This window comes from Mesorhizobium sp. B2-2-3, assembly GCF_006442405.1.
Lineage (GTDB): Bacteria > Pseudomonadota > Alphaproteobacteria > Rhizobiales > Rhizobiaceae > Mesorhizobium.
Map to the genome: position 1 here is coordinate 504443 of NZ_VFWC01000003.1, position 26487 is coordinate 530929.

General features: G+C 64.6%; 33 protein-coding genes. 9 read left to right on the plus strand and 24 right to left on the minus strand.

Going from position 1 to position 26487, the window contains the following annotated elements; genetic code table 11:
- Positions 1 to 146: 146 nt before the first annotated feature.
- The 6 genes from FJ951_RS08425 to gcvA all read right to left on the minus strand — a co-directional run bounded on the left by FJ951_RS08425 (position 147) and on the right by gcvA (position 6244).
- The gene (locus tag FJ951_RS08425) at positions 147 to 917 is read right to left on the minus strand and encodes an L-iditol 2-dehydrogenase (protein WP_140514367.1); all 771 of its coding nucleotides are present in this window, start codon (positions 915 to 917) and stop codon (positions 147 to 149) included.
- Entirely contained in the window at positions 914 to 1918 is a 1005-nt protein-coding gene (locus FJ951_RS08430) for an ABC transporter ATP-binding protein (RefSeq protein ID WP_140514369.1), read from the minus strand. Before FJ951_RS08430 ends, FJ951_RS08425 begins: the two co-directional genes overlap by 4 nt.
- Before the next feature lie 63 nt (positions 1919 to 1981).
- Entirely contained in the window at positions 1982 to 2806 is an 825-nt protein-coding gene (locus FJ951_RS08435; RefSeq protein ID WP_140491348.1) for a carbohydrate ABC transporter permease, read from the minus strand.
- A gap of 11 nt (positions 2807 to 2817) precedes the next feature.
- The gene (locus tag FJ951_RS08440; RefSeq protein ID WP_140491346.1) at positions 2818 to 3690 is read right to left on the minus strand and encodes a sugar ABC transporter permease; all 873 of its coding nucleotides are present in this window, start codon (positions 3688 to 3690) and stop codon (positions 2818 to 2820) included.
- A gap of 125 nt (positions 3691 to 3815) precedes the next feature.
- Positions 3816 to 5126, minus strand: coding sequence for a sugar ABC transporter substrate-binding protein (locus FJ951_RS08445; protein WP_140491344.1), 1311 nt, complete (start codon positions 5124 to 5126; stop codon positions 3816 to 3818).
- A 212-nt stretch (positions 5127 to 5338) separates the two neighbouring features.
- Positions 5339 to 6244, minus strand: a complete 906-nt coding sequence (gene gcvA, locus FJ951_RS08450; protein WP_140514370.1) for a transcriptional regulator GcvA — start codon at positions 6242 to 6244, stop codon at positions 5339 to 5341.
- A gap of 110 nt (positions 6245 to 6354) precedes the next feature.
- Here gcvA and FJ951_RS08455 point away from each other — a divergent pair, with 110 nt between their 5' ends.
- Positions 6355 to 6540: a hypothetical protein gene (locus FJ951_RS08455; RefSeq protein ID WP_140514372.1), complete on the plus strand. Its 186-nt coding sequence runs from the start codon at positions 6355 to 6357 to the stop codon at positions 6538 to 6540.
- 47 nt (positions 6541 to 6587) lie between these two features.
- Here FJ951_RS08455 and FJ951_RS08460 read toward each other — a convergent pair whose 3' ends face one another.
- Entirely contained in the window at positions 6588 to 7547 is a 960-nt protein-coding gene (locus FJ951_RS08460) for a sugar-binding transcriptional regulator (RefSeq protein ID WP_140514373.1), read from the minus strand.
- Between the two features lie 256 nt (positions 7548 to 7803).
- Here FJ951_RS08460 and FJ951_RS08465 point away from each other — a divergent pair, with 256 nt between their 5' ends.
- A complete protein-coding gene (locus tag FJ951_RS08465; protein ID WP_140514374.1) occupies positions 7804 to 8436 on the plus strand; it encodes an HAD family phosphatase in 633 nt (210 codons plus the stop codon).
- Between the two features lie 3 nt (positions 8437 to 8439).
- Here the strand turns inward: FJ951_RS08465 and FJ951_RS08470 are convergent, their stop codons facing one another.
- The 9 genes from FJ951_RS08470 to ureC form a co-directional block, all read right to left on the minus strand.
- Complete coding sequence (locus FJ951_RS08470; protein ID WP_140514376.1) at positions 8440 to 9207, minus strand: class II aldolase and adducin N-terminal domain-containing protein; 768 nt, start codon at positions 9205 to 9207, stop codon at positions 8440 to 8442.
- A 77-nt stretch (positions 9208 to 9284) separates the two neighbouring features.
- Positions 9285 to 9926 (minus strand): urease accessory protein UreG, encoded by a 642-nt coding sequence (ureG, locus tag FJ951_RS08475; protein ID WP_140514378.1) that lies wholly within the window; start codon positions 9924 to 9926, stop codon positions 9285 to 9287.
- On the minus strand, positions 9923 to 10363 hold the full coding sequence (locus tag FJ951_RS08480; protein WP_140514380.1) for a DUF3995 domain-containing protein: 441 nt from the start codon (positions 10361 to 10363) through the stop codon (positions 9923 to 9925). The genes ureG and FJ951_RS08480 overlap by 4 nt, the downstream gene beginning before the upstream one ends.
- Complete coding sequence (locus FJ951_RS08485) at positions 10360 to 11031, minus strand: urease accessory protein UreF (RefSeq protein WP_140514382.1); 672 nt, start codon at positions 11029 to 11031, stop codon at positions 10360 to 10362. The genes FJ951_RS08480 and FJ951_RS08485 overlap by 4 nt, the downstream gene beginning before the upstream one ends.
- Positions 11024 to 11584: an urease accessory protein UreE gene (locus FJ951_RS08490; protein ID WP_140514383.1), complete on the minus strand. Its 561-nt coding sequence runs from the start codon at positions 11582 to 11584 to the stop codon at positions 11024 to 11026. The genes FJ951_RS08485 and FJ951_RS08490 overlap by 8 nt, the downstream gene beginning before the upstream one ends.
- Positions 11581 to 12186, minus strand: a complete 606-nt coding sequence (locus FJ951_RS08495; RefSeq protein WP_140514385.1) for a glutathione S-transferase family protein — start codon at positions 12184 to 12186, stop codon at positions 11581 to 11583. The genes FJ951_RS08490 and FJ951_RS08495 overlap by 4 nt, the downstream gene beginning before the upstream one ends.
- Positions 12187 to 12231: 45 nt before the next feature.
- Positions 12232 to 12825, minus strand: coding sequence for a hypothetical protein (locus tag FJ951_RS08500; protein ID WP_140514387.1), 594 nt, complete (start codon positions 12823 to 12825; stop codon positions 12232 to 12234).
- A 50-nt stretch (positions 12826 to 12875) separates the two neighbouring features.
- A complete protein-coding gene (locus tag FJ951_RS08505; protein WP_140514389.1) occupies positions 12876 to 13364 on the minus strand; it encodes a DUF29 domain-containing protein in 489 nt (162 codons plus the stop codon).
- Positions 13365 to 13490: 126 nt separating this feature from the next.
- Positions 13491 to 15206 carry an urease subunit alpha gene (gene ureC / locus FJ951_RS08510; RefSeq protein WP_181171736.1) on the minus strand — a complete coding sequence of 572 codons (1716 nt, stop codon included), beginning with the start codon at positions 15204 to 15206 and terminating at the stop codon, positions 13491 to 13493.
- Positions 15207 to 15370: 164 nt separating this feature from the next.
- Between ureC and FJ951_RS08515 the strand changes: the two genes are divergently transcribed.
- Both FJ951_RS08515 and FJ951_RS08520 read left to right on the plus strand, forming a co-directional pair.
- Positions 15371 to 15748, plus strand: a complete 378-nt coding sequence (locus FJ951_RS08515) for a hypothetical protein (RefSeq protein ID WP_140514392.1) — start codon at positions 15371 to 15373, stop codon at positions 15746 to 15748.
- A gap of 132 nt (positions 15749 to 15880) precedes the next feature.
- Complete coding sequence (locus tag FJ951_RS08520) at positions 15881 to 16369, plus strand: hypothetical protein (RefSeq protein WP_140514393.1); 489 nt, start codon at positions 15881 to 15883, stop codon at positions 16367 to 16369.
- Between the two features lie 80 nt (positions 16370 to 16449).
- On the opposite strand, the gene FJ951_RS08525 is transcribed toward FJ951_RS08520, so the two are convergent.
- From FJ951_RS08525 to FJ951_RS08545, 5 genes are read right to left on the minus strand one after another with little or no spacing between them, the layout of a single operon-like run.
- The gene (locus tag FJ951_RS08525; RefSeq protein WP_140514395.1) at positions 16450 to 16755 is read right to left on the minus strand and encodes an urease subunit beta; all 306 of its coding nucleotides are present in this window, start codon (positions 16753 to 16755) and stop codon (positions 16450 to 16452) included.
- A 6-nt stretch (positions 16756 to 16761) separates the two neighbouring features.
- On the minus strand, positions 16762 to 17355 hold the full coding sequence (locus FJ951_RS08530; protein ID WP_140514397.1) for a HupE/UreJ family protein: 594 nt from the start codon (positions 17353 to 17355) through the stop codon (positions 16762 to 16764).
- 51 nt (positions 17356 to 17406) lie between these two features.
- Complete coding sequence (locus tag FJ951_RS08535) at positions 17407 to 17661, minus strand: DUF1272 domain-containing protein (RefSeq protein WP_140491313.1); 255 nt, start codon at positions 17659 to 17661, stop codon at positions 17407 to 17409.
- Between the two features lie 10 nt (positions 17662 to 17671).
- Complete coding sequence (locus tag FJ951_RS08540; RefSeq protein ID WP_140491311.1) at positions 17672 to 17974, minus strand: urease subunit gamma; 303 nt, start codon at positions 17972 to 17974, stop codon at positions 17672 to 17674.
- Positions 17975 to 18002: 28 nt separating this feature from the next.
- Positions 18003 to 18845: an urease accessory protein UreD gene (locus FJ951_RS08545; RefSeq protein WP_140514399.1), complete on the minus strand. Its 843-nt coding sequence runs from the start codon at positions 18843 to 18845 to the stop codon at positions 18003 to 18005.
- Positions 18846 to 19047: 202 nt separating this feature from the next.
- On the opposite strand from FJ951_RS08545, the gene FJ951_RS08550 reads away from it, so the two are divergent.
- From FJ951_RS08550 to FJ951_RS08560, 3 genes are all read left to right on the plus strand, one after another.
- Positions 19048 to 19302, plus strand: coding sequence for an acyl carrier protein (locus FJ951_RS08550; RefSeq protein WP_140491308.1), 255 nt, complete (start codon positions 19048 to 19050; stop codon positions 19300 to 19302).
- 4 nt (positions 19303 to 19306) lie between these two features.
- Complete coding sequence (locus FJ951_RS08555) at positions 19307 to 20515, plus strand: beta-ketoacyl-[acyl-carrier-protein] synthase family protein (RefSeq protein ID WP_140491304.1); 1209 nt, start codon at positions 19307 to 19309, stop codon at positions 20513 to 20515.
- Between the two features lie 192 nt (positions 20516 to 20707).
- On the plus strand, positions 20708 to 21412 hold the full coding sequence (locus FJ951_RS08560) for a glutathione binding-like protein (protein ID WP_140514401.1): 705 nt from the start codon (positions 20708 to 20710) through the stop codon (positions 21410 to 21412).
- A gap of 51 nt (positions 21413 to 21463) precedes the next feature.
- On the opposite strand, the gene FJ951_RS08565 is transcribed toward FJ951_RS08560, so the two are convergent.
- From FJ951_RS08565 to FJ951_RS08575, 3 genes are all read right to left on the minus strand, one after another.
- Positions 21464 to 21781: a hypothetical protein gene (locus FJ951_RS08565; protein ID WP_140491300.1), complete on the minus strand. Its 318-nt coding sequence runs from the start codon at positions 21779 to 21781 to the stop codon at positions 21464 to 21466.
- A 94-nt stretch (positions 21782 to 21875) separates the two neighbouring features.
- The gene (locus tag FJ951_RS08570; protein ID WP_140491298.1) at positions 21876 to 22487 is read right to left on the minus strand and encodes a nucleoside triphosphate hydrolase; all 612 of its coding nucleotides are present in this window, start codon (positions 22485 to 22487) and stop codon (positions 21876 to 21878) included.
- Between the two features lie 131 nt (positions 22488 to 22618).
- A complete protein-coding gene (locus FJ951_RS08575) occupies positions 22619 to 23722 on the minus strand; it encodes a hypothetical protein (RefSeq protein ID WP_140514403.1) in 1104 nt (367 codons plus the stop codon).
- A gap of 209 nt (positions 23723 to 23931) precedes the next feature.
- Here FJ951_RS08575 and FJ951_RS08580 point away from each other — a divergent pair, with 209 nt between their 5' ends.
- Both FJ951_RS08580 and FJ951_RS08590 read left to right on the plus strand, forming a co-directional pair.
- Positions 23932 to 24825, plus strand: a complete 894-nt coding sequence (locus FJ951_RS08580) for a D-alanyl-D-alanine carboxypeptidase family protein (protein ID WP_140514405.1) — start codon at positions 23932 to 23934, stop codon at positions 24823 to 24825.
- Positions 24826 to 25568: 743 nt separating this feature from the next.
- The coding region (locus FJ951_RS08590; RefSeq protein WP_140514407.1) for a DUF1003 domain-containing protein at positions 25569 to 26487 on the plus strand (919 nt) is incomplete at its 3' end.

Below are 26487 nucleotides of genomic sequence, written 5' to 3' on the forward strand. Positions count from 1 at the left end.
CTTTGGCCGGGTTGCGGCCTTCGTTACCCTTCTCTCCCCTTCACCGGGAGAGGGTAGGAAGCGGCACTTCCGAGGCGATGCGGCCGCCACCTTGATGTTGGCCTCTTCTCCCCGCGGAGGCACGGGGAGAAGAGGCCGCCCCCGCCTCAACTCATCCACTGGCCGCCATCGACATTGTAGGTCTGGGCGACGATGTATTCGGCGTCGCTGCTGGCGAGGAAGACCGCCATGCCGGCGAGGTCCTCCGGTCTGCCCATGCGGCCGTAAGGCACGCCTTCACCGACCAGTCTTTTCTTCTCGCCTTTCGGCCGGTTCTCATATTTGGCGAACAGCGCGTCGACCTGGTCCCACATGTCGCTGTCGACGACGCCAGGCGCGATGCCGTTGACGTTGATGCCGTGCTTGATCAGGTCGAGCCCGGCCGACTGGGTCAGCGAAATGACCGCCGCCTTGCTGGCGCAGTAGACCGCGACCAGCGGTTCGCCGCGCCGTCCGGCCTGGCTCGCCATGTTGATGATCCTGCCGCCCTTTCCCTGCGCGATCATCGAGCGCGCGGCCGCCTGCAGCATGAACAGCGTGCCGGCGACATTGACCGAGAACAGTTTTTCATAGCTCGCCCGCGAGATATCGACGATCGGCGCAAGGTCGAAGATCGCGGCGTTGTTGATCAGTATGTCCAGGCCACCGGTCCTGGTTTCCACCGCCTGCACCGCGGCATCGATGGAGGCCTGGTCCGTGACGTCGAGCTTCACCGCATAGGCCTTGCCGCCGATCCCGGCGGCTGTCTCTTGCGCCGCCTCGAGATCAATGTCGGCAATCGCCACGATGGCGCCCTCACGGGCATAGGCTTCGGCGAAGGCCTTGCCGATGCCGCGCGCCGACCCGGTGATCAGCGCCGATTTGCCTTTCAGCCTCATGCCGCCGACGCCTTGCCGTCGGGGCCGAAGCGATGCAGCTTGGCCTTGTCGGGCGTGAGATAAATACTGTCGCCATGGTGGACGCTGAGTTCGCCGTCGGCGCGCACCGTCAGCGGGCCGACACCGTCGGCCTGGACATGCAGGAACGTGTCGGATCCCAGGTGTTCGGCAACGCCGACTGTTGCCTTCCAATCGCCCGCCGTGGTCGAGATCGCCATGTGCTCGGGCCGGATGCCGATGGTCTTGGCGCCGTACTTCGCCGCCGGGGCGCCTTCGATCAGGTTCATTTTCGGCGAGCCGATGAAGCCGGCGACGAACAGGTTCTTCGGCGTCTTGTAGAGCTCCATCGGCGAGCCGACCTGCTCGACATTTCCGGCATTCAGCACGACGATCTTGTCGGCCATGGTCATCGCCTCGACCTGGTCGTGGGTGACGTAGATCATCGTCGTCTTGAGCTGGTGGTGCAGTTCGCTGATCTCCAGCCGCATCGTGCCGCGGAGTGCCGCGTCGAGGTTGGACAAGGGTTCATCGAACAGGAAGGCCGAAGGCTGGCGCACGATGGCGCGGCCGATGGCGACGCGCTGGCGCTGGCCGCCGGAAAGCTGGCCGGGGCGGCGCTCCAGATAATTGGTGAGGTTGAGCACGCGCGCGGCGTCCTTCACCTTCCTGTCGATGGTCGCCTGGTCCTCGCCCGCCATCTTCAGCGGAAAGGCGATGTTCTTGGCCACCGTCATGTGCGGGTAGAGCGCATAGGACTGGAACACCATGGCAAGCTTGCGCTTGGCCGGCGCCTCGCCGGTGACGTCGCGACCGTCAATGTTGATGGTGCCGCCGCTGGTGTCCTCCAGGCCGGCGATCAGGCGCAGCAGCGTGGACTTGCCGCAGCCCGACGGGCCGACGAAGACGACGAACTCGCCGTCCTCGATGACGAGATCGATGTTCGGAATGATCGACGTCGAGCCGAAGGATTTCGAGACGTTCTTGAGCGTGATATTTCCCATGCTTTCCTCCCGGTGGATTTCCGTCCGCCGCCTGGCGCACGCTGCTACTTCACGGCGCCGCCCCTACTTCACCGCACCGAAGGTCAGGCCGCGCACCAGTTGCTTCTGGCTGAACCAGCCCATGATCAGGATCGGCGCGATCGCCAGCGTCGAGGCGGCCGAGAGCTTCGCCCAGAACAGGCCTTGCGGGCTGGAGAAGGAGCTGATGAAGGCGGTCAAGGGTGCTGCTTCCGTCGTGGTCAGCCGGATCGTCCAGAACGCTTCGTTCCAGGCCAGGATGATGTTGAGCAGCATGGTCGAGGCGATGCCCGGCACCGCCATGGGTGTGAGCACATAGATGATCTCGTTCCACAGCGAGGCGCCGTCCATGCGCGCCGCTTCCAGGATCTCGCCGGGGATTTCGCGGAAATAGGTGTAGAGCATCCACACCACGATCGGCAGGTTGATCAGCATCAGCATCACCATCAGGCCGATGCGGCTGTCGAGCAGGCCGGTGTCGCGGAAGATCAGGTAGATCGGAAACAGCACGGCCACGGCCGGCATCATCTTGGTGGACAGCATCCACATCAAAATGTCCTTGGTCCGCTTGGTCGGCGAGAACGCCATCGACCAGGCCGCCGGAATGGCGACCAGCAGGGCCAGGATGGTCGAGCCGACCGAGAGCAGCACCGAGTTCAGGAAGAACTTGAAATAGCCGTTCTGCGCCTGGACCTCGGAATAGCTCTCGAAGGTCCCGGACGGGATCAGGTTGAAGCCCTGGATCGCCTCCTGTTCCGACTTGAACGAAGTGATGATCGTGTAGAGGATCGGGAAGAAGATCAGCAGGGCGACGATCCAGGCGGCCGCCGTCGCGATCGTCTTGTGCCGGGTTGTGACTGCGCGTGCCATCTTTTCCTCCCTTACCTGTCAAGGTTCTTGCCGACGGCGCGCATGGCGAAGAAGGCGACGATGTTGGCGAGAATGACCGCGATGATGCCGCCGGCCGAGGCCTGGCCGATTTTGAATTCGAGCAGTGCCTTCTGGTAGACCAGGAAGGGCAGGTTGGTGGAGGCGTATCCCGGACCGCCATTGGTGGTGACGAGGATCTCGGCATAGACCGAAAGCAGGAAGATCGTCTGGATCAGGATGACGACGGTGATCGCCCGCGACATGTGCGGCAGCGTCAGGTAGATGAAGCGGCTGATGAAGCCGGCGCCGTCCATCTCGGCGGCCTCCTTCTGCTCGCCGTCCAGCGACTGAAGCGAAGTCAAAAGAATGAGCGTCGCGAAAGGCAGCCACTGCCAGGCGACGATGATGATGATGGCGGTCAGCGGATATTGTCCGAACCAGTCTATGGGCTGGAGGCCGAAGAACCGCGCTATGTCGGCGAAGACGCCGTATTGCGGATGCATGATCATGTTCTTCCAGACCAGGGCCGCCACCGGCGGCATGACGAAGAACGGCGAGATGACGAGGATGCGCACGATACCCTGGCCCCACATCGGCTGGTCGATCAAAAGCGCCAGCAGGATGCCGCCGACCACGGTGATCACAAGCACGCTGACGACGATCAGCAGCGTGTTCAGGATCGATTGCAGGAAGGCCGGGTTGGAATAGAACAGCGCGTAATTGGAGAAGCCGACGAAGCCGTCGCGGATCGGATTGAGCGGATTGTACTGCTGGAAGGAGAACCAGAGCGTGAGCGCCAGCGGAACGACCATCCAGACGAGCAGCAGGACGACGGATGGCGCCATCATGAAACGGGCAAGCGAACGGGTCTGCTGAGTAGCCATGACGGTCACCCTTCAAGGATCGGACGGAATTTTCTCGAGCTGTCGGGAAGTGGCCGCCCGAACTGGGTTTCGGGCGGCCGTTGCCGGCCATGGTCGGCGACCGGCCTTAGGCACCGGGAGGAGCCTTACTGGATGTAGCCGCCCTCGGTCATCGCCGCGGTTGCGGCGTCCTGGGCCTGCTTCAGCGCGTCGTCGACGCTCGACTGGCCGGCAAGGGCTGCCGAGAACAGCTGGCCGACGGTCGTGCCGAGGCCCTGGAATTCGGGGATGGCGACGAACTGCACGCCGACATAGGGCACCGGCTTGACGGTCGGATGCGTCGGGTCGGCGGCATTGATGGAGTCCAGCGTCATCTTGGCGAACGGAGCCGCCTTCTGGTACTCTGGATTGGCATAGAGCGAGGAGCGCGTTCCCGGCGGAACGTTGGCCCAGCCTTCCTTCGAGGCGACCAGTTCTGCATAGTGCTTGCTGGTTGCCCATGACACGAACTTCTCGGCGGCATCGGCCTTCTGCGTGCCGGCGGGAATGGCCAGCGACCACGCCCACAGCCAGTTGCCGCGCTTGCCGAGCCCATTGTCAGGCGCCAATGCGTAACCGACCTTGTCGGCGACCTGCGAGGCCTTGGGATCGGAGACGAAGGAGGCGGCGACGGTGGCGTCGATCCACATGCCGCACTTGCCCTGCTGGAACAGCGCCAAATTCTCGTTGAAGCCGTTGGAGGACGCGCCCTCCGGCCCGTCGGCCTTCATCAGGTCGACATAGAACTGCAAGGTGTTCTTCCATTCGGGCTGGTCGAATTGCGGCTTCCAGTTCTCGTCGAACCAGCGCGCGCCGAAGGAGTTCGACATGGCGGTCAGGAAGGCCATGTTCTCGCCCCAGCCGGCCTTGCCGCGCAGGCACACGCCGTTCACGCCATTGGCGCGGTCGGTCATCTTGTCGGCGGCCTGCTTGATGAAGTCCCAGGTCGGCGCGTCGGGCATCTTCAGCCCCGCCTTCTCCATCAGGTCCTTGCGGTACATGACGAAGGAGCTTTCGCCGTAGAAGGGCGCGGCATAGAGCTTGCCGTCGACCGAGAGGCCGCCGGCGATCGCCGGAATGATGTCCTTGGCGTCGTAGTCGTCGCCGAGCTTGTCGAGCGGCAACAGCCAGCTCTGCTTGGCCCAGATCGGGACCTCGTAGGTGCCGATGGTCATCACGTCATACTGGCCGCCCTTGGTGGCGATGTCGGTGGTCACGCGCTCGCGCAGCACGTTCTCTTCCAGCGTCACCCAGTTGAGCTGGATGTCGGGGTTCGCCTTGGTGAAGTCGTCGGTCAGCTTCTGCATGCGGACCATATCGCCATTGTTGACGGTGGCGATGGTGATGGATTCGGCATGTGCCGCGAACGCGAGCGCGCTGGCCGAGCACAAGCCCAGGATGAGCGTACGAAGTTTCATCAAATTCCTCCCATGGACCAAGATGAGCATTTGCCTTGGCTGTGAGCAATTACTCACTAAGAATGAATTATGTCAAGCCAGATTCGATGGTGCAGCGCACACTCGATGGAGGAACGCCGACATGGCGAGTTGCAAATGGCCGTCCCGCAGGTGCGGAGCGGGCGACAACGGCGATTTGGATGGAGCGCGGTTTTGATCCTGGAGTTAGCCGGTCAGCAGGCGATCTCGGCCAGGATCCAGTCGCGGAAAGCGCGGATCTTCGGCACGTTGCGGCGCGCCTCCGGATAGACCAGCCAGTAGGCGTGGCCGTCGTCGCCGACCAGGTCGAAGGGCTGGATCAGGCGGCCGTCGGCGAGTTCCGCCTTGAACAGCGCCCTGGTCAGGATCGCCACGCCATGGCCTGCGATGGCCGCATTGGCCTCATAAGCCTGCGCGCCCATGCTGCTGCCGGGGCGCTTGGCAAGGTCATGGCTTTGCACTCCCGCGGCCTCGAACCATTGCGTCCACCAGATGTCGCCGGGATCAAGGATCGGCAGCTTGAGCAGATCGGCCGGTTCCTTGACGCCGCCGATGCTCGCGGCGAGCTTGGGGCTGAGCATCGGCGTGAAATCGGCGTCGAGCAGCTTGTAGGCCTCCAGTCCCGGCCATTTGCCGCCGCCCGAGCGGATGGCAAGGTCGACATCCTCGCGGGCGAAATCGGTCAGGCGGCTGGATGTGTCGAGCCGCACGGCAAGGGCGGGATGCGCGACCTGGAACGAACCCAGATGATGCGCCAGCCAGTTGGAGGCAAAGGTCAGCACCGTGGTGACGCACAGCAGACCGTCCGCCCCGCCGCGCGCCGCCGCATAGGCCTGGCCGAGTATGGCGAAGGCCTCGCTGACCGCCGGCGCCAGGCGCTGTCCGGCCTCGGTGAGTTCGATCTGCCGCGGCCGGCGCAGGAAAAGCGGCGCGCCGACCCGCTCCTCCAGCACCTTGATCTGATAGCTGACCGCTGCCTGCGTCATCGCCAGTTCCTCGGCCGCCTTGGTGAAGGACAGATGCCGAGCCACCGCTTCGAACACCCGGATCGCCTGCAGCGGCGGAAGCTGCGCAACCTGTCGCGAGCTGAGATCCGGCATAAAGCCTCCTTATGGGTCCTTATCGACGTTCGATTGGCAAAGGCGGCCGGCAAGACCGACATTCATCCTCAGCCCGTCACTCGGGTTGAAGATAGCGAAGGTTGACGATCATGACCATGGCGCAGCAAAAATGCACTCCCGCTCCGGATCATCGCTGGATTTCATGGCTTGCGGACGGATTCGGCTGGTTCGCGACCAGGAAAAAGGCGCATCTCGACATCAGGGACCTGTCACCGCACTTGCGGCGGGACCTTGGCTTCCTCGACGGCAACGACCCCTTCGGACGGCATGGATAGCCCGCCCGGATTTTATGGCAAATCGATGTTGCCTCGAGGCTTTTGGCTCATCCGCTCGCCAGCAGCGCGGCGGCGGTTCGTTCGTCGGTGATGAGGCCGTTGACCAGCCGGCGGTTCACGGCCGCCAGGATGCCCGGCAGCTTGCGCTCACCCATGGCGAGCGCGATGACCAGCGACTTCTCGCGTGACGGCAGGGCCGCCGACGACACCCGGTCGTTGGTGATGCCCTCGATCATGCGGCCGTCGCGATCGAACACCCAGCCGACGATTTCGGCGACGCCGCCGGCCTTCTGTAGCGCCTTCAGTTCGGCGTCGGAAATGAAGCCGTCCTCGTAGAGCGGCGCCTTCGGGCCGAGGTCGCCGATGCCGACGAAGGTGACGTCGGCCTCCGCGGCCAGCGCCAGCGTCGGCTGGATCATCGGCTGGCTGAGCAGCATCTCGCGTTCCTGCGGCGAGGAGGCGATGACCGGCAACGGCATCGGGAACGACCGCGCCTTGACCCTGTCGGCCATGGTGAAGATGACGTTGTAGAAAGCGGCCGAACCGTCGGGCGAGATATTGCCGGTCAGGGACACCACCTTGTGCTGTGGGCACTCCATCGGCGGCAGTTGCTCGATCGCCGCCTTCAGCGTACGGCCGGTGCCGATCGCCAGCACGATCGGCGCCGGCGATCTCAGCCGCCTCTCGATTTCCGCTGCCGCCGCCTCGGCGATACCGATCGTCGTCGATGATGAGGTCGGGTCGCTCGGCACCACCTCCACCAGGTCGATCGCGAAGCGCGACTTCAGGCGGGCGGCGAGGTCGAGGCAGTTGGCGATCGGATGGTCGACGCGCACCTTGATCAGGCCTTCCGACACTGCCAGCGACACCAGCCGCTGTGCAGTCTGCCTGGAGATGCCGAGCGTGGCGGCGATCTGGTCCTGCCTGTTGCCGGCAACGTAATAGAGCCAGCCCGCGCGCGCGGCATCGTCCAACCTGTTGCTGCCGCCTTCCTGCCGGTTGTTCACGTCCTGCCTCCCGAAACCGCCGGTCATGGAAGCGGTCCGCTCCTACTTTCGCAGGGAACCACGCGCTGCGCAATTGTCAATCGCCAGGGCAATTGCTTGCGCCAGCGGGCGTGGGATCGGCCGGATCATCGTTGGCCCGGGGGATTCCACGGCGGGCAACAGGGGGATTTCCGTTCCGACAGGTGGCACGTTCTGCCGTCCGGATGGTTTATCTCGCGGGGTAAACCCTTTAAGGGAACGCCAAAAGGAGCGTTGCATGACACCGAAAGCGGTTTTCTGGGACATGGACGGCACGCTGGTCGACAGCGAACCACTGCACGAAGCAGCCCTGGTGGCGGCGATGCGCAATGTCGGCCTTCAGCCTCCGCCCGACCTGCATGAGCGCGTTCTCGGGGTCGCTGCCTGGCCGGTCTACCTGATGATGCGCGACGAGTTCGGCCTGGATCTGCCCTTCGACGAGTGGATCGTCCATAAATACGAGCATTATCTGCCGCTTGTCGCGACATTGAAGCCGCGCCCCGGTGCGATCGAGATATTCAACGAATTGCGCGCGCTTGGCGTGCAGCAAGCCGTGGTCTCGAATTCCGACCGCATGATCGTCGACGCCAATCTGCACATGGTCGGCCTGACCTATCCAGGCATGAAGACCATCAGCCGCAACGACGTGCGCGAAGGCAAGCCGCAAGCCGAGCCGTTCCTGCGCGCCGCCTATCTGGCCGATGTCGATCCCGCGAACGCGGTGGCGGTCGACGACAGCTGGCCGGGCGCCATGGCGGGGCTGGCGGCAGGCATGAAGACAATCTTCTGGCCGGAAAAACCGATGGACGGCCCGCCCGGTGCGGTGGTCATCAACAGCGCCGAGGAATTGCGGGCTGAACTGGGGCTTTAAACCTCAATTCCGATAAACCGGCTCCTGCTCGTCGAGGATCGCCTTCAGTTCGCTGAGATGGCGTTCGGCCTGGCCGGGATAGTCGTCCATTTCACTTGCGGCCTTCTCGGCGATGGCGTCGGAAAGCGTGCGCAGCGGACGCCCGGTCCACAGCGCCTTGATGTAGGTCTCGGCGGCGCGTTCGAAATAGAACATGCGATTGAAAGCGTCGGCCACCGTGTCGCCGATGACCAGCACGCCGTGATTGCCCATCACCATTACCTTGACCTTGGGGTCGGTCAGGAGCTGCGAGCAGCGCTCGCCCTCTTCCTCGAAGGCCAGCCCGCCATAGTGGGCGTCGACGACGTGGCGGTTGAAGAACATCGCCGAATTCTGGTCGACCGGCGGCAGCCTCGAATCGGCAAGCGAGGCCAGCACGGTGGCATGGATGGAATGCACATGCATGACGCAGCGCGCGTGGCGGACATTGCGGTGGATGGCGCCGTGCAGGCCCCACGCCGTCGGGTCGGGCGCATTCGGGCCGGACAGCGTCTCGGGATCGTTGGCGTCGATCATCAAAAGGTCGCTCGCCTTGATGCGCGAGAAGTGCACCTGATTGGGGTTCATCAGGAATTTTGTGCCGTCTTCGTTGACCGCCAGCGAGAAATGGTTCGCCACCGCCTCATGCATGTTGAGCCGCGCCGTCCAGCGGAAAGAGCAGGCGAGATCGACGCGCTCCTCGTAGAAGGGCAGGTTGGTCAGCTGTTCCTTTTGCAGGCGGGCGATGCTCATCGAAAAATCCTCCGGGTTTTAGGAACAATGCCGTGCCCTGCTTGTGCCCGCAACCGGTTTCGGTTGGTGCAGCCGGCTCACGCCGCCGTGTTTGCGGCGGCCCCGACCTTCAAGCCGCCATGCTCGACGATGAAATCGATCACCTCCCGCAACCCCTTGCCGCGCGACAGGTCGGTGAAGCCAAACGGCCGTTTGCCGCGCATGCGGGCGGCGTCGCTCTCCATCACGTCGAGATTGACGTTCACATAGGGCGCCAGGTCGCTCTTGTTGATGATCAGGAAATCGGAACGGGTGATCGCCGGACCGCCTTTCCGCGGGATCTCCTCGCCCTGGCAGACGGAGATGACATAGAGCGTGAGGTCGGCGAGATCCGGCGAGAAGGTGGCGGCAAGGTTGTCGCCGCCGGATTCGATGAAGATGATGTCGAGATCGGGGAATTTGCGGTTGAGCTCCGCGATCGCCTGCAGATTGATCGAGGCGTCCTCGCGGATGGCGGTATGCGGGCAGCCGCCGGTCTCGACGCCGACGATGCGCTCCTCCGGCAGCGCCTGCAGCCGCGCCAGCATCATGGCGTCTTCCCTTGTGTAGATGTCGTTGGTGACGACGGCGATGGAGAATTCCTCACGCAGCGCCTTGCACAGTTTCTCGGTGAGCGTCGTCTTGCCCGAACCGACGGGGCCGCCAATGCCGATGCGAAGAGGACCGTTGGGCTGCGTCATGTCGGGAACTCCGTGATGGCGAGAACTGCGAAGCCGAGCCCGATCAGCAGGCACAGCGGCGAATAAAGGCTCCTATCGAGCCGCGCGAAAGGCTGTTCCGGTGCCAGCCGGCGCCACCGGGGCGTGAAGCCGGCAATGCCGCGTCCGAGAAACACCAGCCCGATCAGCAGCGCGGTGGCGGCGAGGCCTTCCCTGGGAAAGGGCGAGGCAAACACACCCTCCAGAGCCATCGGCCAGAGCGTTGCCAGCGCCAGGCAGGCGGCGACGGCAAAGCAGGCGAACGGCGCCGGCATCTCGTCGACGCCGCGAAAGCCGACGACCGCATGCGCGCAGGACGCCGCATCCTTGCCCGGCCATATCCCGCCAATGCCCCAATAAACGTGCAACGCGGTGATCACCAGCAGGACGAATGAGAGGATGAAGGCAAGGACGATCATGAGCGGAACAATCGCGAATACTGGGTTTCGTGCTGCATCGCCACGATATCAGAGACAAAGGCGCAACCGCCGAGATCGTCCAATGTCGAGCGGGATGCGCGGGCGGCGGTCGCAAGGGCCAGCTGCTCGAAGCCGGCGAGCAAACTGGTCGCGCCGCTTTGTCCGATGACGCCCAGCCGGATCGCGGCCTGGACGAGATTGGAGAAGAAGGCCTGCAGGAAGGCGGACAGCGCGTCCTGAAGCGCGATACCATTGCCGCCGGCAACAGCGCCGACGGCGACGCAGTACGCACAATCGGCGGGCAAGCGCTCCAGCACGGGAGTGGGCCAGGCGGCGGCCGCTTTGAGGAAAGCCGCACCTTGCAGCATGGTCTCGGCATGGCGCTCACGCGACCCGGCCAACGCCTCCGCCAGTGTGGCGACTTCGGCCGGATCGCCGCCGTCGCGGGCGTTGCGCCAGCTCTCCGCGAACAGCACGGCATCGTTCCAGGCGGAGCCCATCTCGACCAGCGTTTCAAGCCAAGCGGCGAGGCTCGCCGCATCGGTCACCAGCCCATCATGCGCGGCGCGCTCGAGGCCATGGCTGTAGGAAAAGCCGCCGACCGGAAAGACCGGCGACAGCCACGCCATCAATCGCAGCAGGGCGACCCCGGATGGCTGGTCAGTCATGATGATCGTGATGGTCGTGCGAATGCGAATGGCTGTGCGAATGCGCTTCGGCGTGGCTGTGGGCGTGCGCATGGCCGTGGTCATGGCCGCCGGAATAGGCGCCCCGCACCGGTTTGAACGGTTCGGAAACCTCGCTCACCGTGGCCCCGAGCCCCTCCAGCATCGCCTTGATGACATGATCGCGCAGGATGAGGATGCGCTCCGCCTCTATCGCCGCCGCGAGATGGCGGTTGCCGATATGCCAGGCAAGCTCGGCCAGATGCACGGCGTCGCGGGCGCGGATATCATAGACCTCCTCCGGCGCCGCGATGATCTCGACGTGGCGGCCGTCTTCCAGCACCAGCCTGTCGCCGTCGTTGAGGGTGACGGGCTCCGGCAGGTCGACCAGTACCTTGCTGCCATCGGACAATTCGATCGCCCGGCGGCGCAGATGCCGCTCGTCATGGGCAAGAACCGCGCGGCCGGATGGCACCGTGGTGCCGGCATTGCCGGAGGTCAGCACCGAGATGGCGCGCGGGAACTTCGTGAAGTCGGTGTTGAGGTTGAGCTTCATTTCATGGCTCCGCCATTGGCTTGCGCCCGGGCACGGGCAGGGCGTGAAAGCACGCGGTCGAAATAGGCGTTGACGCGGTCGGATTCTATTGGAAAGCGGCCGGCTCGGGCCCAGCCGCCCATGTCGCCGAGCAGCACGTCGACAGCCGAGAACCGGTCGCCGAGCGCGAAAGGCTTGTCGCCAAGCCGGCGGTCCAGCGCCTTGACCTCCGAGGCGAAATCGTAGGCGGCCGCGGGGCCGACATCGACCCGGACTTCCCTGGGCAGCAGGAAACGGTGGCGCAATTTGTTCCACAACGGCGCTTCCAGCTCGGACTGGGCGAAATGCATCCAGGAATCCATTTCGGCGCGGCCTGCGAGGCCGGGACTGGCGCCCATGCCCTTATCCGCGTGCTTATCGGCGAGATAGACGCAGATCGCCGCCGAATCCGTCAGCGTCAGCTCGCCGTCGATCAAGATCGGCACCTTGCCCGAGGGATTGAGCGCATAGGCTTCGGGCGAGCGCAGGGGAATTTCGACGAATTCATAGGCCTGCCCGAGTTCTTCGAGCATCCACAGAACACGGCTAACCCGGGATCCACGCGATCCGACGGCCTTGTACATGATTGAACCCTGCCTTTCCCGGTCAGCCTAGAGCATCCGCGGCCGTCATACGATCGTGTCGAACAGCCGCAGGATGAACGATACCTGGTAAATCAGCGCCGCCGCGACGAAGGCGATGTGAAACCGGCGGTCGCGCACCAGGATCGCGGCGATGCACAGCGCGACGAAGACCGGCGTGCGGAACAGATATTCGTTGCCGAAGCGGGCGAAATGCTCCGGCCCCTTCAGCAGCGTGTCGATCACGTCGAGCACGTAGGTCGCGGCCAGCAGGCCGAAGAACCAGGCGCGGCGCGAATAGAAGAAATCCTCATAGCTGGTGTAGTCGAGCATCGAATCCGGAAACAGCAGCGCGCAGAGCAGGAACAGGGTGATGGCGTAGAAGATGATGAACAGGTACTTGCCGAAGGTCCATGTTTCGATGGCGTAGAGGCCGAACTCCCACCACCAGAAATGCACCAGCATCAACAGCACCGAAGCGACCCAGGCCAGATGCACCGCATAGAGCCGGTACTGGCCGGGATGCTGGACGATGCGCGCCACCCCCGACAACAGGCGCGCGACGCCGAGCCCGATCACCATGCCCAGGACGATGCGGATATGCGGGAAGATGTCGTGGGGCGAAGCTATTTCGGTGGCCATGCCGAATGCTCGCCAGGTGATGGAACGTCCGTCAACACACCACTATCAGTCTATTCGCGCATAAGGTTGTCTGAAGACCACGGTGATCCTGGAAAATAATCATCGTCCAAGATTTCCTTGATCCCATAGGGGCAATGGACAGGGAAATCCCGATCTCTCAGGCCTGTTTCGTCCAATGCCTTTAATCTTACTATCTTGAACTCTCGATCGAGCACCTGCGCAGGATATTTTTTGAGGCTCGGACTTTCATCAAGCAGGCCCTCAATCCGAAGCCGTTGCTCCCGAATTGTCAGCAACCAGCCCGTTTTGCGCTGCTCAGACTGAAACTCCCATTTCAGCAAGTGAAGGACCAAAGTGCCAAGCCTGCTCGCAATTTCCCTTTTGTCGCTCCGCCCCAAGCTCTCGATCTCCTCGGCAACATTCTCACGATCGAGGTCGGAAAGACGACCTTCGCGCAGCAACGCGCCCTGCTCGGCGCACCACTGAGCATAGTCGGCCTCGTAGGGCGTCAATTGCTGTTTGCGAAATATCTTGTTCATTGAGGAGATATTGCTCCCAAAGTGCACAATTTCCAAGTCCGCGGAGAACGAGTGGGCCCATTCGGGCAGTCGGCACAACCCACTCACCGCCGCATTTAACGAGGGCAATGGCTCGCGGCGATCTTATCAAAAAAGAAAATACCGCTGCGCCATCGGCAGCACCGTCGCTGGTTCGCAGGTCAAGAGTTCGCCGTCGGCACGAACCTCGTAAGTCTCGGGATCGACTTCGATATGCGGCGTGGCGTCGTTGAGCACCATGGAGTGCTTGCCGATGCCGCCACGCGTGTTTTCGACCGCGGCGAACTGCTTGTCGACGCCGAGCCGGCCGTGCAGACCGGACTCCAGTGCCGCCTTCGAGACGAAGGTTACCGACGAGTTGGTGCGCGCCTTGCCATAGGCGCCGAACATCGGCCGATAGTGCATCGGCTGCGGCGTCGGGATCGAGGCGTTGGGGTCGCCCATCGGCGCCGCCGCGATCATGCCGCCGATCAGTACCATATCAGGCTTGACGCCGAAGAAGGCCGGGTTCCACAGCACCAGGTCGGCGCGTTTGCCGCTAGCGACCGAGCCGATGTCCCTGGACAATCCATGCGCGATGGCAGGGTTGATCGTGTATTTCGCGATATAGCGGCGGACGCGGAAATTGTCGTTGTTGCCGGTCTCCTGCGGCAGCGAACCGCGCTGGCGCTTCATCTTGTCGGCGGTCTGCCAGGTCCGGATCGCCACCTCGCCGACGCGGCCCATCGCTTGTGAGTCCGAGGAGATGATCGAGAAGGCACCGATGTCGTGCAGAATGTCTTCCGCCGCGATGGTCTCCTTGCGGATGCGGCTTTCGGCGAAGGCGATGTCTTCCGGGATCGACGGCGACAGATGGTGGCAGACCATCAGCATGTCGAGATGCTCGGCCAGCGTGTTGACCGTGTAGGGCCGCGTCGGGTTGGTCGAGGACGGGATGACGTTGGGCAGGCCGCAGACCTTGATGATGTCGGGCGCATGCCCGCCGCCCGCGCCTTCGGTGTGGAAGGCGTGGATGGTGCGGCCCCCGATCGCCGCCACCGTGTTCTCGACGAAGCCGCTCTCGTTGAGCGTATCGGTATGGATCATCACCTGAACGTCATGGTCGTCGGCGACCGACAGGCAGCAGTCGATCGCGGCCGGCGTCGTGCCCCAGTCCTCGTGCAGCTTCAGCGAGCAGGCGCCGCCCAGCACCATCTCCTCGAGCGCTGCAGGCAGGGAAGCGTTGCCCTTGCCCGACAGGCCGATATTCATCGGGAAGGCGTCGAAGGACTGGATCATGCGCGCCATGTGCCATGGCCCGGGCGTGCAGGTGGTGGCGAGCGTGCCGTGCGCCGGGCCGGTGCCGCCGCCGAGCATCGTGGTGATGCCCGACATCAGCGCTTCCTCGATCTGCTGCGGACAGATGAAATGGATATGCGCGTCGAAGCCGCCCGCGGTAAGGATCTTGCCTTCGCCGGCGATGATCTCGGTGCCGGGGCCGATGATGATGGTGACGCCATCCTGTGTGTCCGGGTTGCCGGCCTTGCCGATTGCCGCGATGCGGCCGTCCCTGAGGCCGATATCGGCCTTGAAGATGCCGGCGCTGGCGTCGATCACCAGCGCATTGGTGATGACGGTGTCGACCGCTCCTTCAGCGCGGGAAACCTGGCTCTGGCCCATGCCGTCGCGGATGACCTTGCCGCCGCCGAATTTCACCTCCTCGCCATGAATGGTGAAATCCCTCTCGACCTCGACGAAGAGTTCGGTATCGGCAAGCCTCACCCTGTCGCCGACCGTCGGCCCGTACATCTGCGCATAGGCGGCGCGGGTTATTCTGGCCATCAGTGATTGCTCCCGAATTGCGGTGCTGGTGAAACCGGGCTGCACATTGCTGCCATCCAATGGTCACGCAATGACCCGCTGGTCGACACCTTCTGATCCCATTTGGCGGTTGAGGTTGGAGGGTCACCCCAAAACGACCGTTTGCCAAATCGATGGAAGGAAAATCCATGCGCAAAACGATAGTTCTCGCCGCTGCCGCCACCCTGATGCTGGCGGGTGCCGCCAGTGCCCAGCAGCAGCCCGCGCAGCAGCCCGCTCCGGCAGCGCCGGCCGCGCCCGCCCCCGGCGGGCAGCAGGCCGCGCCGACGATCCAGAGCGTCAACATCGTCGACATCACCGAACTGCCGAAGGACACCCAGACGCAGGTCAACCAGGTGATCGCCCAGCGCGGCGATGCCGGCCTGCAGAAGCTGCGCAGCTCGATCGATGCCACGCCCAAGGTCAAATCCGCCCTCGAGGCCAAGGGAATGACCTCGGCGCAGGTGGTCGCGGCCAGCATGGAGCCCAACGGCGCCCTGACCCTGATCACCAAGAAGGCGAGCTGACGGCGCGCCTGCGCGGCGGGCCGTCGTCCGGTCCGCCCGCGCTATCTGGAAGGGAACCTTGGCCGGGCAGGAGCCGTTTCGTTTCATCGGCGCTGAACGGCGCCGCGAAACGAACCCGTCCAGGAGCGAGCGATGGCGACCAACCCCGGCAAGAGACGGCTCTATGCCTTCGCCTCCATGGCATTCCTGGCGGCGGGCAGCCCCGGAGCCTCCCTTCACGCACAAGGACTCGAAAGTCCCGAGACCGTCAATCGGATCATCGGCTCGGACGTCAAGCAGGAAGAAACCAGGAGCGATGCCGAAGCGGGCAAAGTTGCCAGGGCGATCGACCGGACGCGTGAAAACATCGGCACGGTGCGCAAGACCTCCAAGCTCGACAAGGTCGACATCGTGTTCCTGACCGATGCCGCGCGCACCGAAGGCGGTCCGCCGCCGGCGATCGAAACCAAGGTCAAGCAGCATCAGGACGACATTGCGGAGCTGCGCAAGGAGATCGAGGCCAACGCGCTGCTGTTCAACGCCATCGACTCGCGACGCGTGCTTGCGCAGGACGTTCTCGCCGTGGAATTCGACGACCCCGGAAAGATCGTCATCTATGCGGCGGCCAAGCCGTCCGATTGAGCCGAGGGCACAACTCGCTTTCGTGCTGGCCCGAAAGCCCTTTGCCCTCTTTGCACGCCGCGCATGAGACGCCCTCGGCCTCACAGCCTGCCCATCACCTTCTGCTGAAAGCCATAGACCTCGCGCTTGCCGCCCAGCGGCACCAGCGTGACGTCGCGCTCCTGTCCGGGCTCGAAGCGCATGGCGGTGCCGGCGGCGATGTCGAGGCGCATGCCGCGCGCCTGTTCGCGGTCGAATTTCAAGCCCTCATTGGTCTCGAAGAAATGATAGTGGCTGCCGACCTGGATTGGCCGGTCGCCGCTGTTGGCCACTTTGAGCGTAACCGTCGGCAGGCCTTTGTTCAGGTCGATGTCGCCGCCGGCGGGAATGATTTCACCCGGGATCATCGTTCGTCACACGGCGCCGAGGACGAGGCCGAGCCCGATCGCCGTGCAGGCGGCACCAGCGGCCTGCATGAGCACGCGAAACCGCCTGCCGAGGCCAAGCCCGGCGGCGATGCCGGTGGCGTGCAGCAGCGCCGTGGCGACGGCAAAGCCGGCCATATATTCAAGCCCTGCGGCATTTTCCGGTACTTCGGTGCCATGGGCGTGACCATGAAACAGCGCGAACACGCCGATGATGGCGACGCCGGCCGTGACAGGAAGATCGACGGCCAGCGCCACGAACAATCCGAGCGCCACCACCGACGCCAGTATGCCCGGTTCGACGAAGGGCAGCGGCACATGCAGCATGCCGAGCGCGCCACCGGCCAGCATGACGCCCACGAACGCGGCCGGCCAGGCCGACATGGCCTTGCCGCCTTTCTGTGCCGCCCACAGGCCGACCGCGACCATTACCGTCATGTGGTCGAGGCCGGAGAGCGGATGCATGAAGCCGGCCGCGAAGGAGGAGGTCGTGCCGGCCCCGACATGGGCATAAGCGGGCATGGCGGCTGCCATGAGCAGGGTCGCCGAGAGGGCTGTGCGTTTCATCTGTGCTGAGATCATCGGTGCGTCTTTCCTATCAGGATCGTCTGGCCTATCAGGGTCGTCTGGCGTTCACGCGGCCTCGCGCGGGCCACAACCCTCAGCCTTGAGGATGCGCGTGGTCGAAGCGGGATATTTCTTCAGCATTGCCGCCGGACGGATCGGCCGTGCCGAAAAATTGCCGCCGCAATTGGGGCAGACGCCGCCGAGCACGTCTTCCACGCAATCGGCGCAGAAGGTGCATTCGAAGGTGCAGATTAGCGCATCCGTCGCCTCCGGCGGCAGGTCCTTGTCGCAGCATTCGCAGTTCGGGCGCAGCTCAAGCATATCTGTCTCCTCACCGTATCGGCTCATGCACGGTCACCAGCTTGGTGCCGTCGGGGAATGTCGCCTCCACCTGCACGTCATGGATCATCTCGGCGATGCCTTCCATCACCTGCGCGCGGCTGACGACGTGGGCGCCGGCTTCCATCAGCTCGGCGACGGGACGGCCGTCGCGGGCGCCTTCGACGACGAAGTCGGTGATCAGCGCGATCGCCTCCGGATGATTGAGCCTGACCCCGCGCTCCAGACGCTTGCGCGCCACGACCGCCGCCATGGCTATCAGCAGCTTGTCCTTTTCCCTCGGCGTCAGGTTCATGCGTTTCCCTGAAATGATGCGGACACGATCACAGTGACCATATTTTGGGCAGCCCCGCCTTTCCGTTGAGCAAGCCGACGAGCGGAACCAGATGCTGGCGCAGCCGGTAGCCGTCGCCGGCATAAAGCCTCGCAAGAAGCTTGCCAGATTCCTGCACGCTCCAGGTGCTGGCGCCGCCCTGGCCGCCGATGATCTCCCGAACCGGATCGAGAAGCGCTTCCGCCCGCGGCGAGATCAATAGCACCGTCGCCATGGCGACGGCGCCGCCGGCAATCGGCGGGCGCGTCAGGGTCGCGGCGATGTCGGGCCCGATGCGGAAATCCTCGGCATGGATGAGAGTCCCGCCCCGGCGGACGCGCCAGCGGTCGTGAAAGCCGCCCTGGACCGCGCGTTCGCCCATCGCCGTCCGGCCGAAGACGGTGGCTTCCAGCACCAGCGCCTCGGCGCCGGCGGCAAGATCAAGGTCGAGCGTGCGGGCAAAGGCCGATCGGTCGAAAACGATGGTCTCCTGCGGCAGCCAGGCGACGCGGCCGTTTTCGCCGACCGTTAGCCGGACGCTGACTTCGGCCCGGTCGGAAGCGGCGCGATAGATTTTCTCGCAGGCCTGCGTCGTTATCGTGGCGCTGGCATGCGCGCCGACGTCGATCTCCCAGCCGAGGCGGTCGCCTCCGGTCAGCCCGCCCGCGGTGTTGATCAGCACGGCTTCCAGCGGGCCGCCGGAAACGGCCGGCATCCTTATCTTGGCGGAACCGTCCTGATAGAGGCGGCGCAGCCGTGTGCGGCCGTCTTGACTGGCGCAGACGAGCTGCGCCAGTCCGGCCGCCCGCTGCGCCGGCGGGGCCGAAAATCCGGTATGTTCGATCGTATCCACGCCGTCAGGTTAAGCACCGCGGCGGTTTTGTCGATATATAGCTTGTTGCTTGATGGCGTTTCCGTTTCTATAGAGGGAGCCACCTTGGTACGCTCATGCGACGCCTGGCGGGGGTCCAAGGCGACGGTCGCGGCCTGATATCGAGGACAAAAAGGCGCTGTTCAGTTGGCGTCGGGAAACGACAAAGTGGGGAAGAAACCGAATGGCTGACCAACTGGCGACCGAAATCATCGAAAAGATCAAGGCTCATGCCGAGCCGGGCGGCGAGGAGATCACCACCAGCACCGAATTGACGGCGCTCGGCATCCATTCGCTGGAACTGACCGAGATCATCTTCGATCTCGAGGAGCAGTATGGCATCGAGATCGAGATGAACACGGTCGATGCCTGGAGCAACCTGAAGAATGTTGGCGACATGGTCGAGGCCGTTCGCGCGCTGATCGCGAAAAAAGCCTGACCGGATGCACAAGCGCGTCGTCATTACCGGCATCGGCGGTTTGTGCGGGCTTGGCACCGACGTGCCGGCGATCTGGACCGAGATGCGCGCCGGCCGCTCGGCGATCGGCCCCATCGATAACCCGTTCCTGCACGATTTGAAGGTCAAGATCGGCTGCGAGATCAAGGCGCTGCCCGACCATGGCATCGAGCGCAAGCAGCTGGTGTCGATGGACCGTTTCAGCCTGTTGGCGGTGATTGCCGCCCGCGAAGCCTTACAGCAGTCCGGTTTGGCCGCCCATGCGGACAATACCTACCGCATGGGTGCCGTTATCGGCATCGGCGTCTGCGGCTTCGAGACGGTCGAGGAGAACTATCGCGCCATCCTGATCGAGGGCAAGAATCGCGCCGGCATCTTCACGGTGCCGAAGGTCATGCCGGGCGCCGCCGCCGGCCAGGTCAGCATGCATCTCGGCCTGCGCGGACCGGTGTTCGGCGTCACTTCGGCCTGCTCGTCGGCCAACCACGCCATCGCATCGGCGGTCGACCAGATCAGGCTCGGCCGCGCCGACGTCATGGTCGCCGGCGGCACCGAGGCGCCGCTGGTCTGGGGCGTGCTGAAGGGGTGGGAGGCTCTGCGCGTGCTGTCGCCCGATACCTGCCGGCCGTTTTCGGCCGATCGTCAGGGCCTGGTGCTCGGCGAAGGCGCCGGCATGGCGGTTCTGGAAAGCTACGATCATGCGGTGGCGCGCGGCGCAAACATCCTCGCCGAAATCGTCGGCGCCGGCCTCTCGGCCGATGCCTCCGACATCGTTGCGCCGACCATAGAAGGGCCGGAAGCGGCGATGCGTTTCTGCCTGGCGGACGCCGGGTTGAATCCCGAGGACATCGACTACCTCAATGCGCACGGCACCGGCACCAAGGCCAATGACCAGATCGAGACCGCCGCGATCAAGCGCGTCTTCGGCGAGCACGCGCGCTCGCTTTCCGTCTCCTCGACCAAGTCGATGCATGCCCATTGCCTTGGCGCCTCGGGCGGGCTGGAGATGATCGCCTGCGTGATGGCGATCCGAGAGGGCGTGGTGCCGCCCACGGCGAATTTCCGCGAGGCCGACCCCGATTGCGATCTCGACGTGACGCCGAACGTCGCGCGCGAGCGCAAGGTGCGCGCCGCCATCAGCAACGGCTTCGCCTTTGGCGGCACCAATGCGGTGCTGGCCTTCAAGGCGATCTGATCCCGGCGATCGTGCTCTGCCCGGCAGGTCAATCTGCCGGCTCCCGATGCCGGCATCATTCGATTTGTTGACTGTGCGTGCACGGCCAAACGTCTGCCGCCGCATTGATCATCCCTGGGCCTGCGCCTAATTCTTTGCCGACCTCACCCAGACCGCGCCGCTCGGTGCGAAATCCCCGCCCAGGAGTTCTCGATGGCCGACCTGTCCGCCTATCCAATCACCGCCCGCTGGCCGGCCAGGCACCCGGACCGGATCCAGCTCTATTCGGCGACGACCCCGAATGGGGTGAAGATATCGATCGCCCTGGAAGAGATCGGCCTGGCCTACGAGCCGCACTATGTGGACATCGGCAAAAACGAAAGCTGGACGCCGGAATTCCTGTCGCTCAATCCCAACGGCAAGATACCGGCGATCATCGATCCGAACGGTCCCGACGGCAAGCCGATCGGCCTGTTCGAGTCCGGCGCCATCCTGCTCTACCTCGCCGACAAGACCGGCCTGCTCGTCCCGGCGGACGCGGCGCGGCGCTACGAGACGATCCAGTGGGTGTTCTTCCAGATGGCGGCCGTCGGCCCGATCTTCGGCCAGGTCGGCTTTTTCCACAAATTCGCCGGCCGTGAGATTGCCGACAAGCGGCCGCTGGAGCGCTACCGCGATGAATCGCGCCGCCTGCTCGGCGTTCTCGACGGCAGGCTGAAGGGCCGCCGATGGATCATGGACAATGACTACACCATCGCCGACATCTCGCTCATCGGCTGGGTGCGCAATCTGATCGGCTTCTATGAAGCGCGCGACCTCGTCGGCTTCGATGATTTCGCGCATGTGGCGGCATGGCTGGAGCGCGGCCTGGCTCGGCCGGCGGTGCAGAAGGGCCTGACAATCCCGGCAAAGGGCTGAAGCGGCCCGCCGCCCTGGCGGGATACCGTAGCCTTGGCCGGCTCGGCTGGGCTATTTCGCCTTGGCTTTCGGGCCGCCCTTGCCCATCACGGAAGCCGCCAGCGAAGCGGCGCCGCGTGCCGTCGCCACCACCGCACCGGCCGCGACGCTTGCCACGGTGCGGACGGCGCCGGATTTCTCTGGCGCCGGCTTGCGCGCGCTGGCCGGCTTTGCGGTCGCGGCCGCGACCTTCCGAGGCGCGGCCTTACCGAAGCTGGGCTTGGCGTCCTTCGAACGTTCGGCGATCGCCGGACCAGCGCCGGCTTTCGCCTGCGTCGTCTTCGTCGTCCTGGTCTTGGCGGTCGCGGGTTTTCTTGCCTTGGTTGCCATTGCAAAATCCCCTTACGCAGGACAATCGGTTCCCCGCCATAACGGTGCGAAACCCCTTAAGGTTCCCGTCGAAAAATACCGACAATTAAGCAGGTTAACCAATCACCAGGTCGGCCGCCCGGCGCCGCGCCAGCACGCGTTCGATGTTGGGCATGTCGTTGGAGGCGATCCAGGCGCGCGCATCCTCCTCGGAGCGGCCATGTTCGTGCCAGCGCTCCATCAGCCGGCGCTCGAGCTCGTTGCGTGGCACCTCGACGAAGATCGAGAAATCGAACAGCGGCGCCAGCCGCGACCACGGCTCCTCGTCGAGCAGCAGGTAATTGCCCTCGACCAGGATGAATTTGGTCTCCGCGCCGATGATCGCCGCCGCGGCGCGCGACAGTTCCATGCCGCGGTCGAACACCGGGATGGCGATGTCGGGCTCTCCCGCCCGGATGCGCTTCAGAAGCGTCTCGAAGCCGCCGAAGTCGAACGTATCCGGCGCGCCCTTTCGCGCGCGCAGCCCGCGCTGGTTGAGAACGACGTCGTCATAGTGGAAGCCGTCCATCGGCACGACCTCCACGGCGCCTTCCGGCAGCAGATCGTGCAGGCTCGCCGACAATGTCGACTTGCCGGCCCCCGGCGGTCCGGCAATGGCGACGATGAAGCGCTTTGCCTTGCCGGCGCGCTTGAAGATGGTGGCGGCGAGATGGGCGATTTCGGACATGGCGGCCTCGCTTGCCCCTGATGGTTGGCGCGACCGTTATTCTGGCGGCACTCGGCGGAAATTTCAAACCGGCATTTTGGGTAAGGTGCGGTGGTCAAGTGTCGAAAAGCCGACGTTCGAAGCCAATCCGCTCAACCAGCCGCAGCCTGCCCGATGCGCAGGAAACCGCTGTCGAACGGCACCTCCCGCGCCGAGCCTCCGCCCGCCAGCCGCATGCGGCCCTCCGCCGTGGTGACCTCCTGCGGCGGCTCGCCGCCCGCCAGCGGCAGTGCGCCGATGACATGGCGGAAGGAGACGCTGGGGCCTTCGCCGAGCGCGAACGCCGTCGCCACGCCTTCGCGCGTCAGCCAGTTGTCGCCGATCGAGGCGGCGTGGCCTATCGCCGTGCGCCCGTCCTCGATGCCGAGCACGCCGAGATGCCGGCCGCTCCAGGGCGCGTAGTCGCGGCCGCCATTGCTGAACCACAGCATGGTGACCGGCAGTTCCGCCGGGTTCTTCAGCACCAGAACCAGATCGTCCTCGGCCCGGCGCGCCAGGGCCGTCCAGCCCGGCCCGCCATGGTCGGCCTCGACCAGCGTGACAAAATCCTCGCGCCGGTCGTCCATGCGGTAATCCGTCAGGTCGAGCGTGCCGCCGCCCGCGGCGGGAAAATGGCCGAGATCGCTGCTGCGCCCGGGATAGGCGAGCAGGAAGCGGCCGCGCACGGGGTCGGGCTCCAGCGGATCGGCGGGCGAGGCCGCGAAGCGTTTTGGCGAAAAGGCCAGCCGGCCGCCATCCGTCATTGCCGTCATCGGATGATGGGCGACCGAGATCGCGCCGTGGCCGCCGGAAAACACATGTTCCTGGTAGAGAAAGGCATGGCCGTCGCGCAGCGTCAGGATCTTGTCGACGGTCGCGCCCATGACCTTGCGGCGCAGCCGGAAAACGGCTCGCCAGCCGCCGTCCACGGCGCTGCTCTGGGTGACGTCCCAGGCGCTGTTGGCCGGCCAGCCATGCAGCGGCGCTTCCTCGACGTCGCTGCGCGAAAACGGCGCGCACAGGAAATCGCCGGACAGTCGCACCGTGCCCTCGGGCAAGTCGGCCGGCAGCGTATCGCGTGGCGCGCCGACCCAGGGTGCGCGGTGCAGCGGCCGCAATTGGCGCCCGCCATCCTCGACCACCATGTCGGCGATATGGCCGACCGTGGTATCGAGCGAAACCGAAATGCCGCGTGCCTTGAGGGTGAGCGTATCCATGGTGCTCTCATCGAATCCGAAAGCGCAACAAGAACCGTTCGCCACCGGATGCGCAAGCACCGCGACCGGCATTTTGCATCATCCTTGGAACACAAGCTTGCGAAAGCAGACAAAGCTGGGGCTAGCGCCATTAACCAAATGGACGCGGCTGGCGGGTTACGTTAGCTTCGCCGCATCTCAGCAACAGCCTGACCCGAACAGACTTGCCCTTGTCCCACCAGCGTCGCCTTCCGCTCGTCCAGAGACTTTTCGTCGCCCTTGGCCTGTTGCTGATGGTTGCGGGCTGCTCGACCACGACACCGCCGGACTCTGTGCTCGCCGTGCCGGCGCCGCCGCAGAAATACGCCGCCATCGTCGTCGATATCAGGAGCGGCAAGCAGCTGTTCGAGGTCAATTCGAGGGCCCAGCGCTATCCGGCCTCGCTGACCAAGATGATGACGCTCTACCTCCTGTTCGAGGCGATGGAGAGCGGCCGCGTCTCCAAGGAAACGCAGATCCCGGTCTCCGACCACGCCGCCTCGCAGCCGCCGACCAAGCTGCGATTCCGGCGCGGGGAAACGATCGACGTCGACTCCGCCATCCGCGCCATCGTCGTCAAGTCGGCCAATGACGTGGCGGTGGCGGTGGGCGAATATCTCGGCGGCTCGGAGGACGAGTTCGCCGCCATGATGACGTCGAAGGCGCGCCAGCTCGGCATGACCAGCACCATTTTCCGCAACGCCTCGGGCCTGCCCGACGACGGCCAGGTCACCAGCGCGCGCGACATGGCGGTGCTCGGCATGGCGCTGCACCAGCGCTTCCCCCAGCATTTCCACTATTTCTCCGAAAGCGACTTCATGTTCCGCGGCCGGCTGGTGCGCGGCCACAACGACATGCTCGGCCGCGTGCGCGGCGTGAACGGCATCAAGACCGGCTATATCAGGGCTTCCGGCTTCAACATCGTCACCTCCTACGAAGCCGACGGCCGCCAGCTGATCGTGGTGGTGATGGGCGCCGACAGCGCCCGCCAGCGTAACGACCATGTCGAGGCGCTGATCCAGCGCAACCTATCGCCGGCGGTTGCCGACGCCCCGACCAGGGTGATGTACGCCGAACAGCAGTGAGCGGGCGAGCTGCGGGGCTGCCTCGCTTCGGACCAGCTTGCTCAACTATCGAAGTCGGTGCCGCCCCTCATCGCCCTGCCGGGCACTTCTCCCCGTATAGTGACGGGGAGAAGGGGCTGGCCGCAACCTCGGCACCCTTTTTGCAGCGTTGGTGATGGGCGAAACCGGCGATAACAGCCCCTCTCTCCCCCGTTCTACGGGGAGAGATGTCCGGCAGGACAGTGAGGGGCGGCGCAGTCGCTCGAAAGCGGGCGATGGCGTCGACTGACCCGATAGGAATTTTTTCTTGACAGGGTGAAGGCAACTATGCTACTCTTCTCGCTATGGTGCTGATTTGCGCCAGCCACCCGCCGCAAGGCGGGTTTTTGTTGCCGTCGCCCAGGCGCCGGCCAATCACTTCGTCGGAGCAAGGAGCGCAGCGACGCGGCGCGAGGATCCATGCCGCGACTCGGCAGGCGTCGCAACGGTTCGCAATTCTGCTCCACTGCGGCCAATGTCACGGAATGGATCCAGGCTCCGCGACGGAGCTTCGCCCCCGTTAGGTTTCCTCAGGGGTTGATGACGATTCATAGAGCCGCCGCCAACCTCGAATGTCTCTCTACCAGCCCCGAAAGGCGGCCCGCTGCCCCTTCCTGTCACGCAATCGTCCGCAAGGCGTGGCATAGGCATGCCAATTCGCCGCGATGCTGGCTAAGCATCGCCGCATCGGTCTATCGTCTTCCACCACAGCAGGAGCCCGCATCATGAGCACCGTTCCCAAGGCGTCCGAGCAGCAGGCGGCGGACAATGACAGCGGCGGCGAATATTTCGAGGCGCCGACCGCCGGGGAGGACCTGCACGGGGTTTCGGACGAGCATTTCGACACGCCGGAGGTGCCGGACTCAGAGCCGGCCTTGCCCGGCGCTTCGCGGGCCAAGCCCAAGAAAAGACCGTCGGCGATCTCGGGCCGCAAATTCCGCAAGCGCGACCTGGTGCGCATCGACGATCTGCGCCCGAGCCTGGCCGACCGCATCCGCTCCGACCATCCGGACCTGCCGCATGGCGCCCGCATCAGCCGCGAGGAGCTCGGCCGCTACCGCATGCGCTACATGGAGGAGCTGCTCCAGCAGGAGCACGGCGAATTCTCCGAGCTCGACCGCCAGGTGGTGGAATCGATCGCCAGGCAGGACACGATTTCGGAAAACTCGGAAGAGGAGTTCGAGGAGCACCGCTCTTTTGCCGACCGCGTCTCCGACAACATGGCGGCCTTCGGCGGCAGCTGGTGGTTCCTGATCTCGTTCGCCGGCGTGCTCCTGGTGTGGATCGCCATCAACCTGTTCGAGGGCTTGAACCGCGCCTTCGATCCCTACCCCTTCATCCTGCTCAACCTGCTGCTCTCCTGCATCGCCGCCATCCAGGCACCCATCATCATGATGAGCCAGAAGCGCCAGGAGGTGAAAGACCGCCTGCGCTCCTTCAACGACTATCGCGTCAACCTCAAGGCCGAGCTCGAAGTGCGCCATTTGCACGAAAAACTCGACTACCTCATCTCGCGCCAATGGACGCGCCTGGCCGAGATGCAGCAGATGCAGCTGGACGCCATGCACGAGCTGACCGGCGCGAAAAAGGCGAAACGCGCGGCAAGAGGTGTGAGGAGGCGGGCGGTGCGGGGCGAGGCGGGCG

Coding starts and splice junctions, on each gene's coding strand:
- FJ951_RS08425 (WP_140514367.1), bottom strand. CDS start 917: ATGAGGCTGAAAGGCAAATCGGCGCTGATCACCGGGTCGGCGCGCGGC.
- FJ951_RS08430 (WP_140514369.1), bottom strand. CDS start 1,918: ATGGGAAATATCACGCTCAAGAACGTCTCGAAATCCTTCGGCTCGACG.
- FJ951_RS08435 (WP_140491348.1), bottom strand. CDS start 2,806: ATGGCACGCGCAGTCACAACCCGGCACAAGACGATCGCGACGGCGGCC.
- FJ951_RS08440 (WP_140491346.1), bottom strand. CDS start 3,690: ATGGCTACTCAGCAGACCCGTTCGCTTGCCCGTTTCATGATGGCGCCA.
- FJ951_RS08445 (WP_140491344.1), bottom strand. CDS start 5,126: ATGAAACTTCGTACGCTCATCCTGGGCTTGTGCTCGGCCAGCGCGCTC.
- gcvA (WP_140514370.1), bottom strand. CDS start 6,244: ATGCCGGATCTCAGCTCGCGACAGGTTGCGCAGCTTCCGCCGCTGCAG.
- FJ951_RS08455 (WP_140514372.1), top strand. CDS start 6,355: ATGACCATGGCGCAGCAAAAATGCACTCCCGCTCCGGATCATCGCTGG.
- FJ951_RS08465 (WP_140514374.1), top strand. CDS start 7,804: ATGACACCGAAAGCGGTTTTCTGGGACATGGACGGCACGCTGGTCGAC.
- FJ951_RS08470 (WP_140514376.1), bottom strand. CDS start 9,207: ATGAGCATCGCCCGCCTGCAAAAGGAACAGCTGACCAACCTGCCCTTC.
- ureG (WP_140514378.1), bottom strand. CDS start 9,926: ATGACGCAGCCCAACGGTCCTCTTCGCATCGGCATTGGCGGCCCCGTC.
- FJ951_RS08480 (WP_140514380.1), bottom strand. CDS start 10,363: ATGATCGTCCTTGCCTTCATCCTCTCATTCGTCCTGCTGGTGATCACC.
- FJ951_RS08485 (WP_140514382.1), bottom strand. CDS start 11,031: ATGACTGACCAGCCATCCGGGGTCGCCCTGCTGCGATTGATGGCGTGG.
- FJ951_RS08490 (WP_140514383.1), bottom strand. CDS start 11,584: ATGAAGCTCAACCTCAACACCGACTTCACGAAGTTCCCGCGCGCCATC.
- FJ951_RS08495 (WP_140514385.1), bottom strand. CDS start 12,186: ATGTACAAGGCCGTCGGATCGCGTGGATCCCGGGTTAGCCGTGTTCTG.
- FJ951_RS08500 (WP_140514387.1), bottom strand. CDS start 12,825: ATGGCCACCGAAATAGCTTCGCCCCACGACATCTTCCCGCATATCCGC.
- FJ951_RS08505 (WP_140514389.1), bottom strand. CDS start 13,364: ATGAACAAGATATTTCGCAAACAGCAATTGACGCCCTACGAGGCCGAC.
- FJ951_RS08515 (WP_140514392.1), top strand. CDS start 15,371: ATGCGCAAAACGATAGTTCTCGCCGCTGCCGCCACCCTGATGCTGGCG.
- FJ951_RS08520 (WP_140514393.1), top strand. CDS start 15,881: ATGGCGACCAACCCCGGCAAGAGACGGCTCTATGCCTTCGCCTCCATG.
- FJ951_RS08525 (WP_140514395.1), bottom strand. CDS start 16,755: ATGATCCCGGGTGAAATCATTCCCGCCGGCGGCGACATCGACCTGAAC.
- FJ951_RS08530 (WP_140514397.1), bottom strand. CDS start 17,355: ATGATCTCAGCACAGATGAAACGCACAGCCCTCTCGGCGACCCTGCTC.
- FJ951_RS08535 (WP_140491313.1), bottom strand. CDS start 17,661: ATGCTTGAGCTGCGCCCGAACTGCGAATGCTGCGACAAGGACCTGCCG.
- FJ951_RS08540 (WP_140491311.1), bottom strand. CDS start 17,974: ATGAACCTGACGCCGAGGGAAAAGGACAAGCTGCTGATAGCCATGGCG.
- FJ951_RS08550 (WP_140491308.1), top strand. CDS start 19,048: ATGGCTGACCAACTGGCGACCGAAATCATCGAAAAGATCAAGGCTCAT.
- FJ951_RS08555 (WP_140491304.1), top strand. CDS start 19,307: ATGCACAAGCGCGTCGTCATTACCGGCATCGGCGGTTTGTGCGGGCTT.
- FJ951_RS08560 (WP_140514401.1), top strand. CDS start 20,708: ATGGCCGACCTGTCCGCCTATCCAATCACCGCCCGCTGGCCGGCCAGG.
- FJ951_RS08565 (WP_140491300.1), bottom strand. CDS start 21,781: ATGGCAACCAAGGCAAGAAAACCCGCGACCGCCAAGACCAGGACGACG.
- FJ951_RS08570 (WP_140491298.1), bottom strand. CDS start 22,487: ATGTCCGAAATCGCCCATCTCGCCGCCACCATCTTCAAGCGCGCCGGC.
- FJ951_RS08575 (WP_140514403.1), bottom strand. CDS start 23,722: ATGGATACGCTCACCCTCAAGGCACGCGGCATTTCGGTTTCGCTCGAT.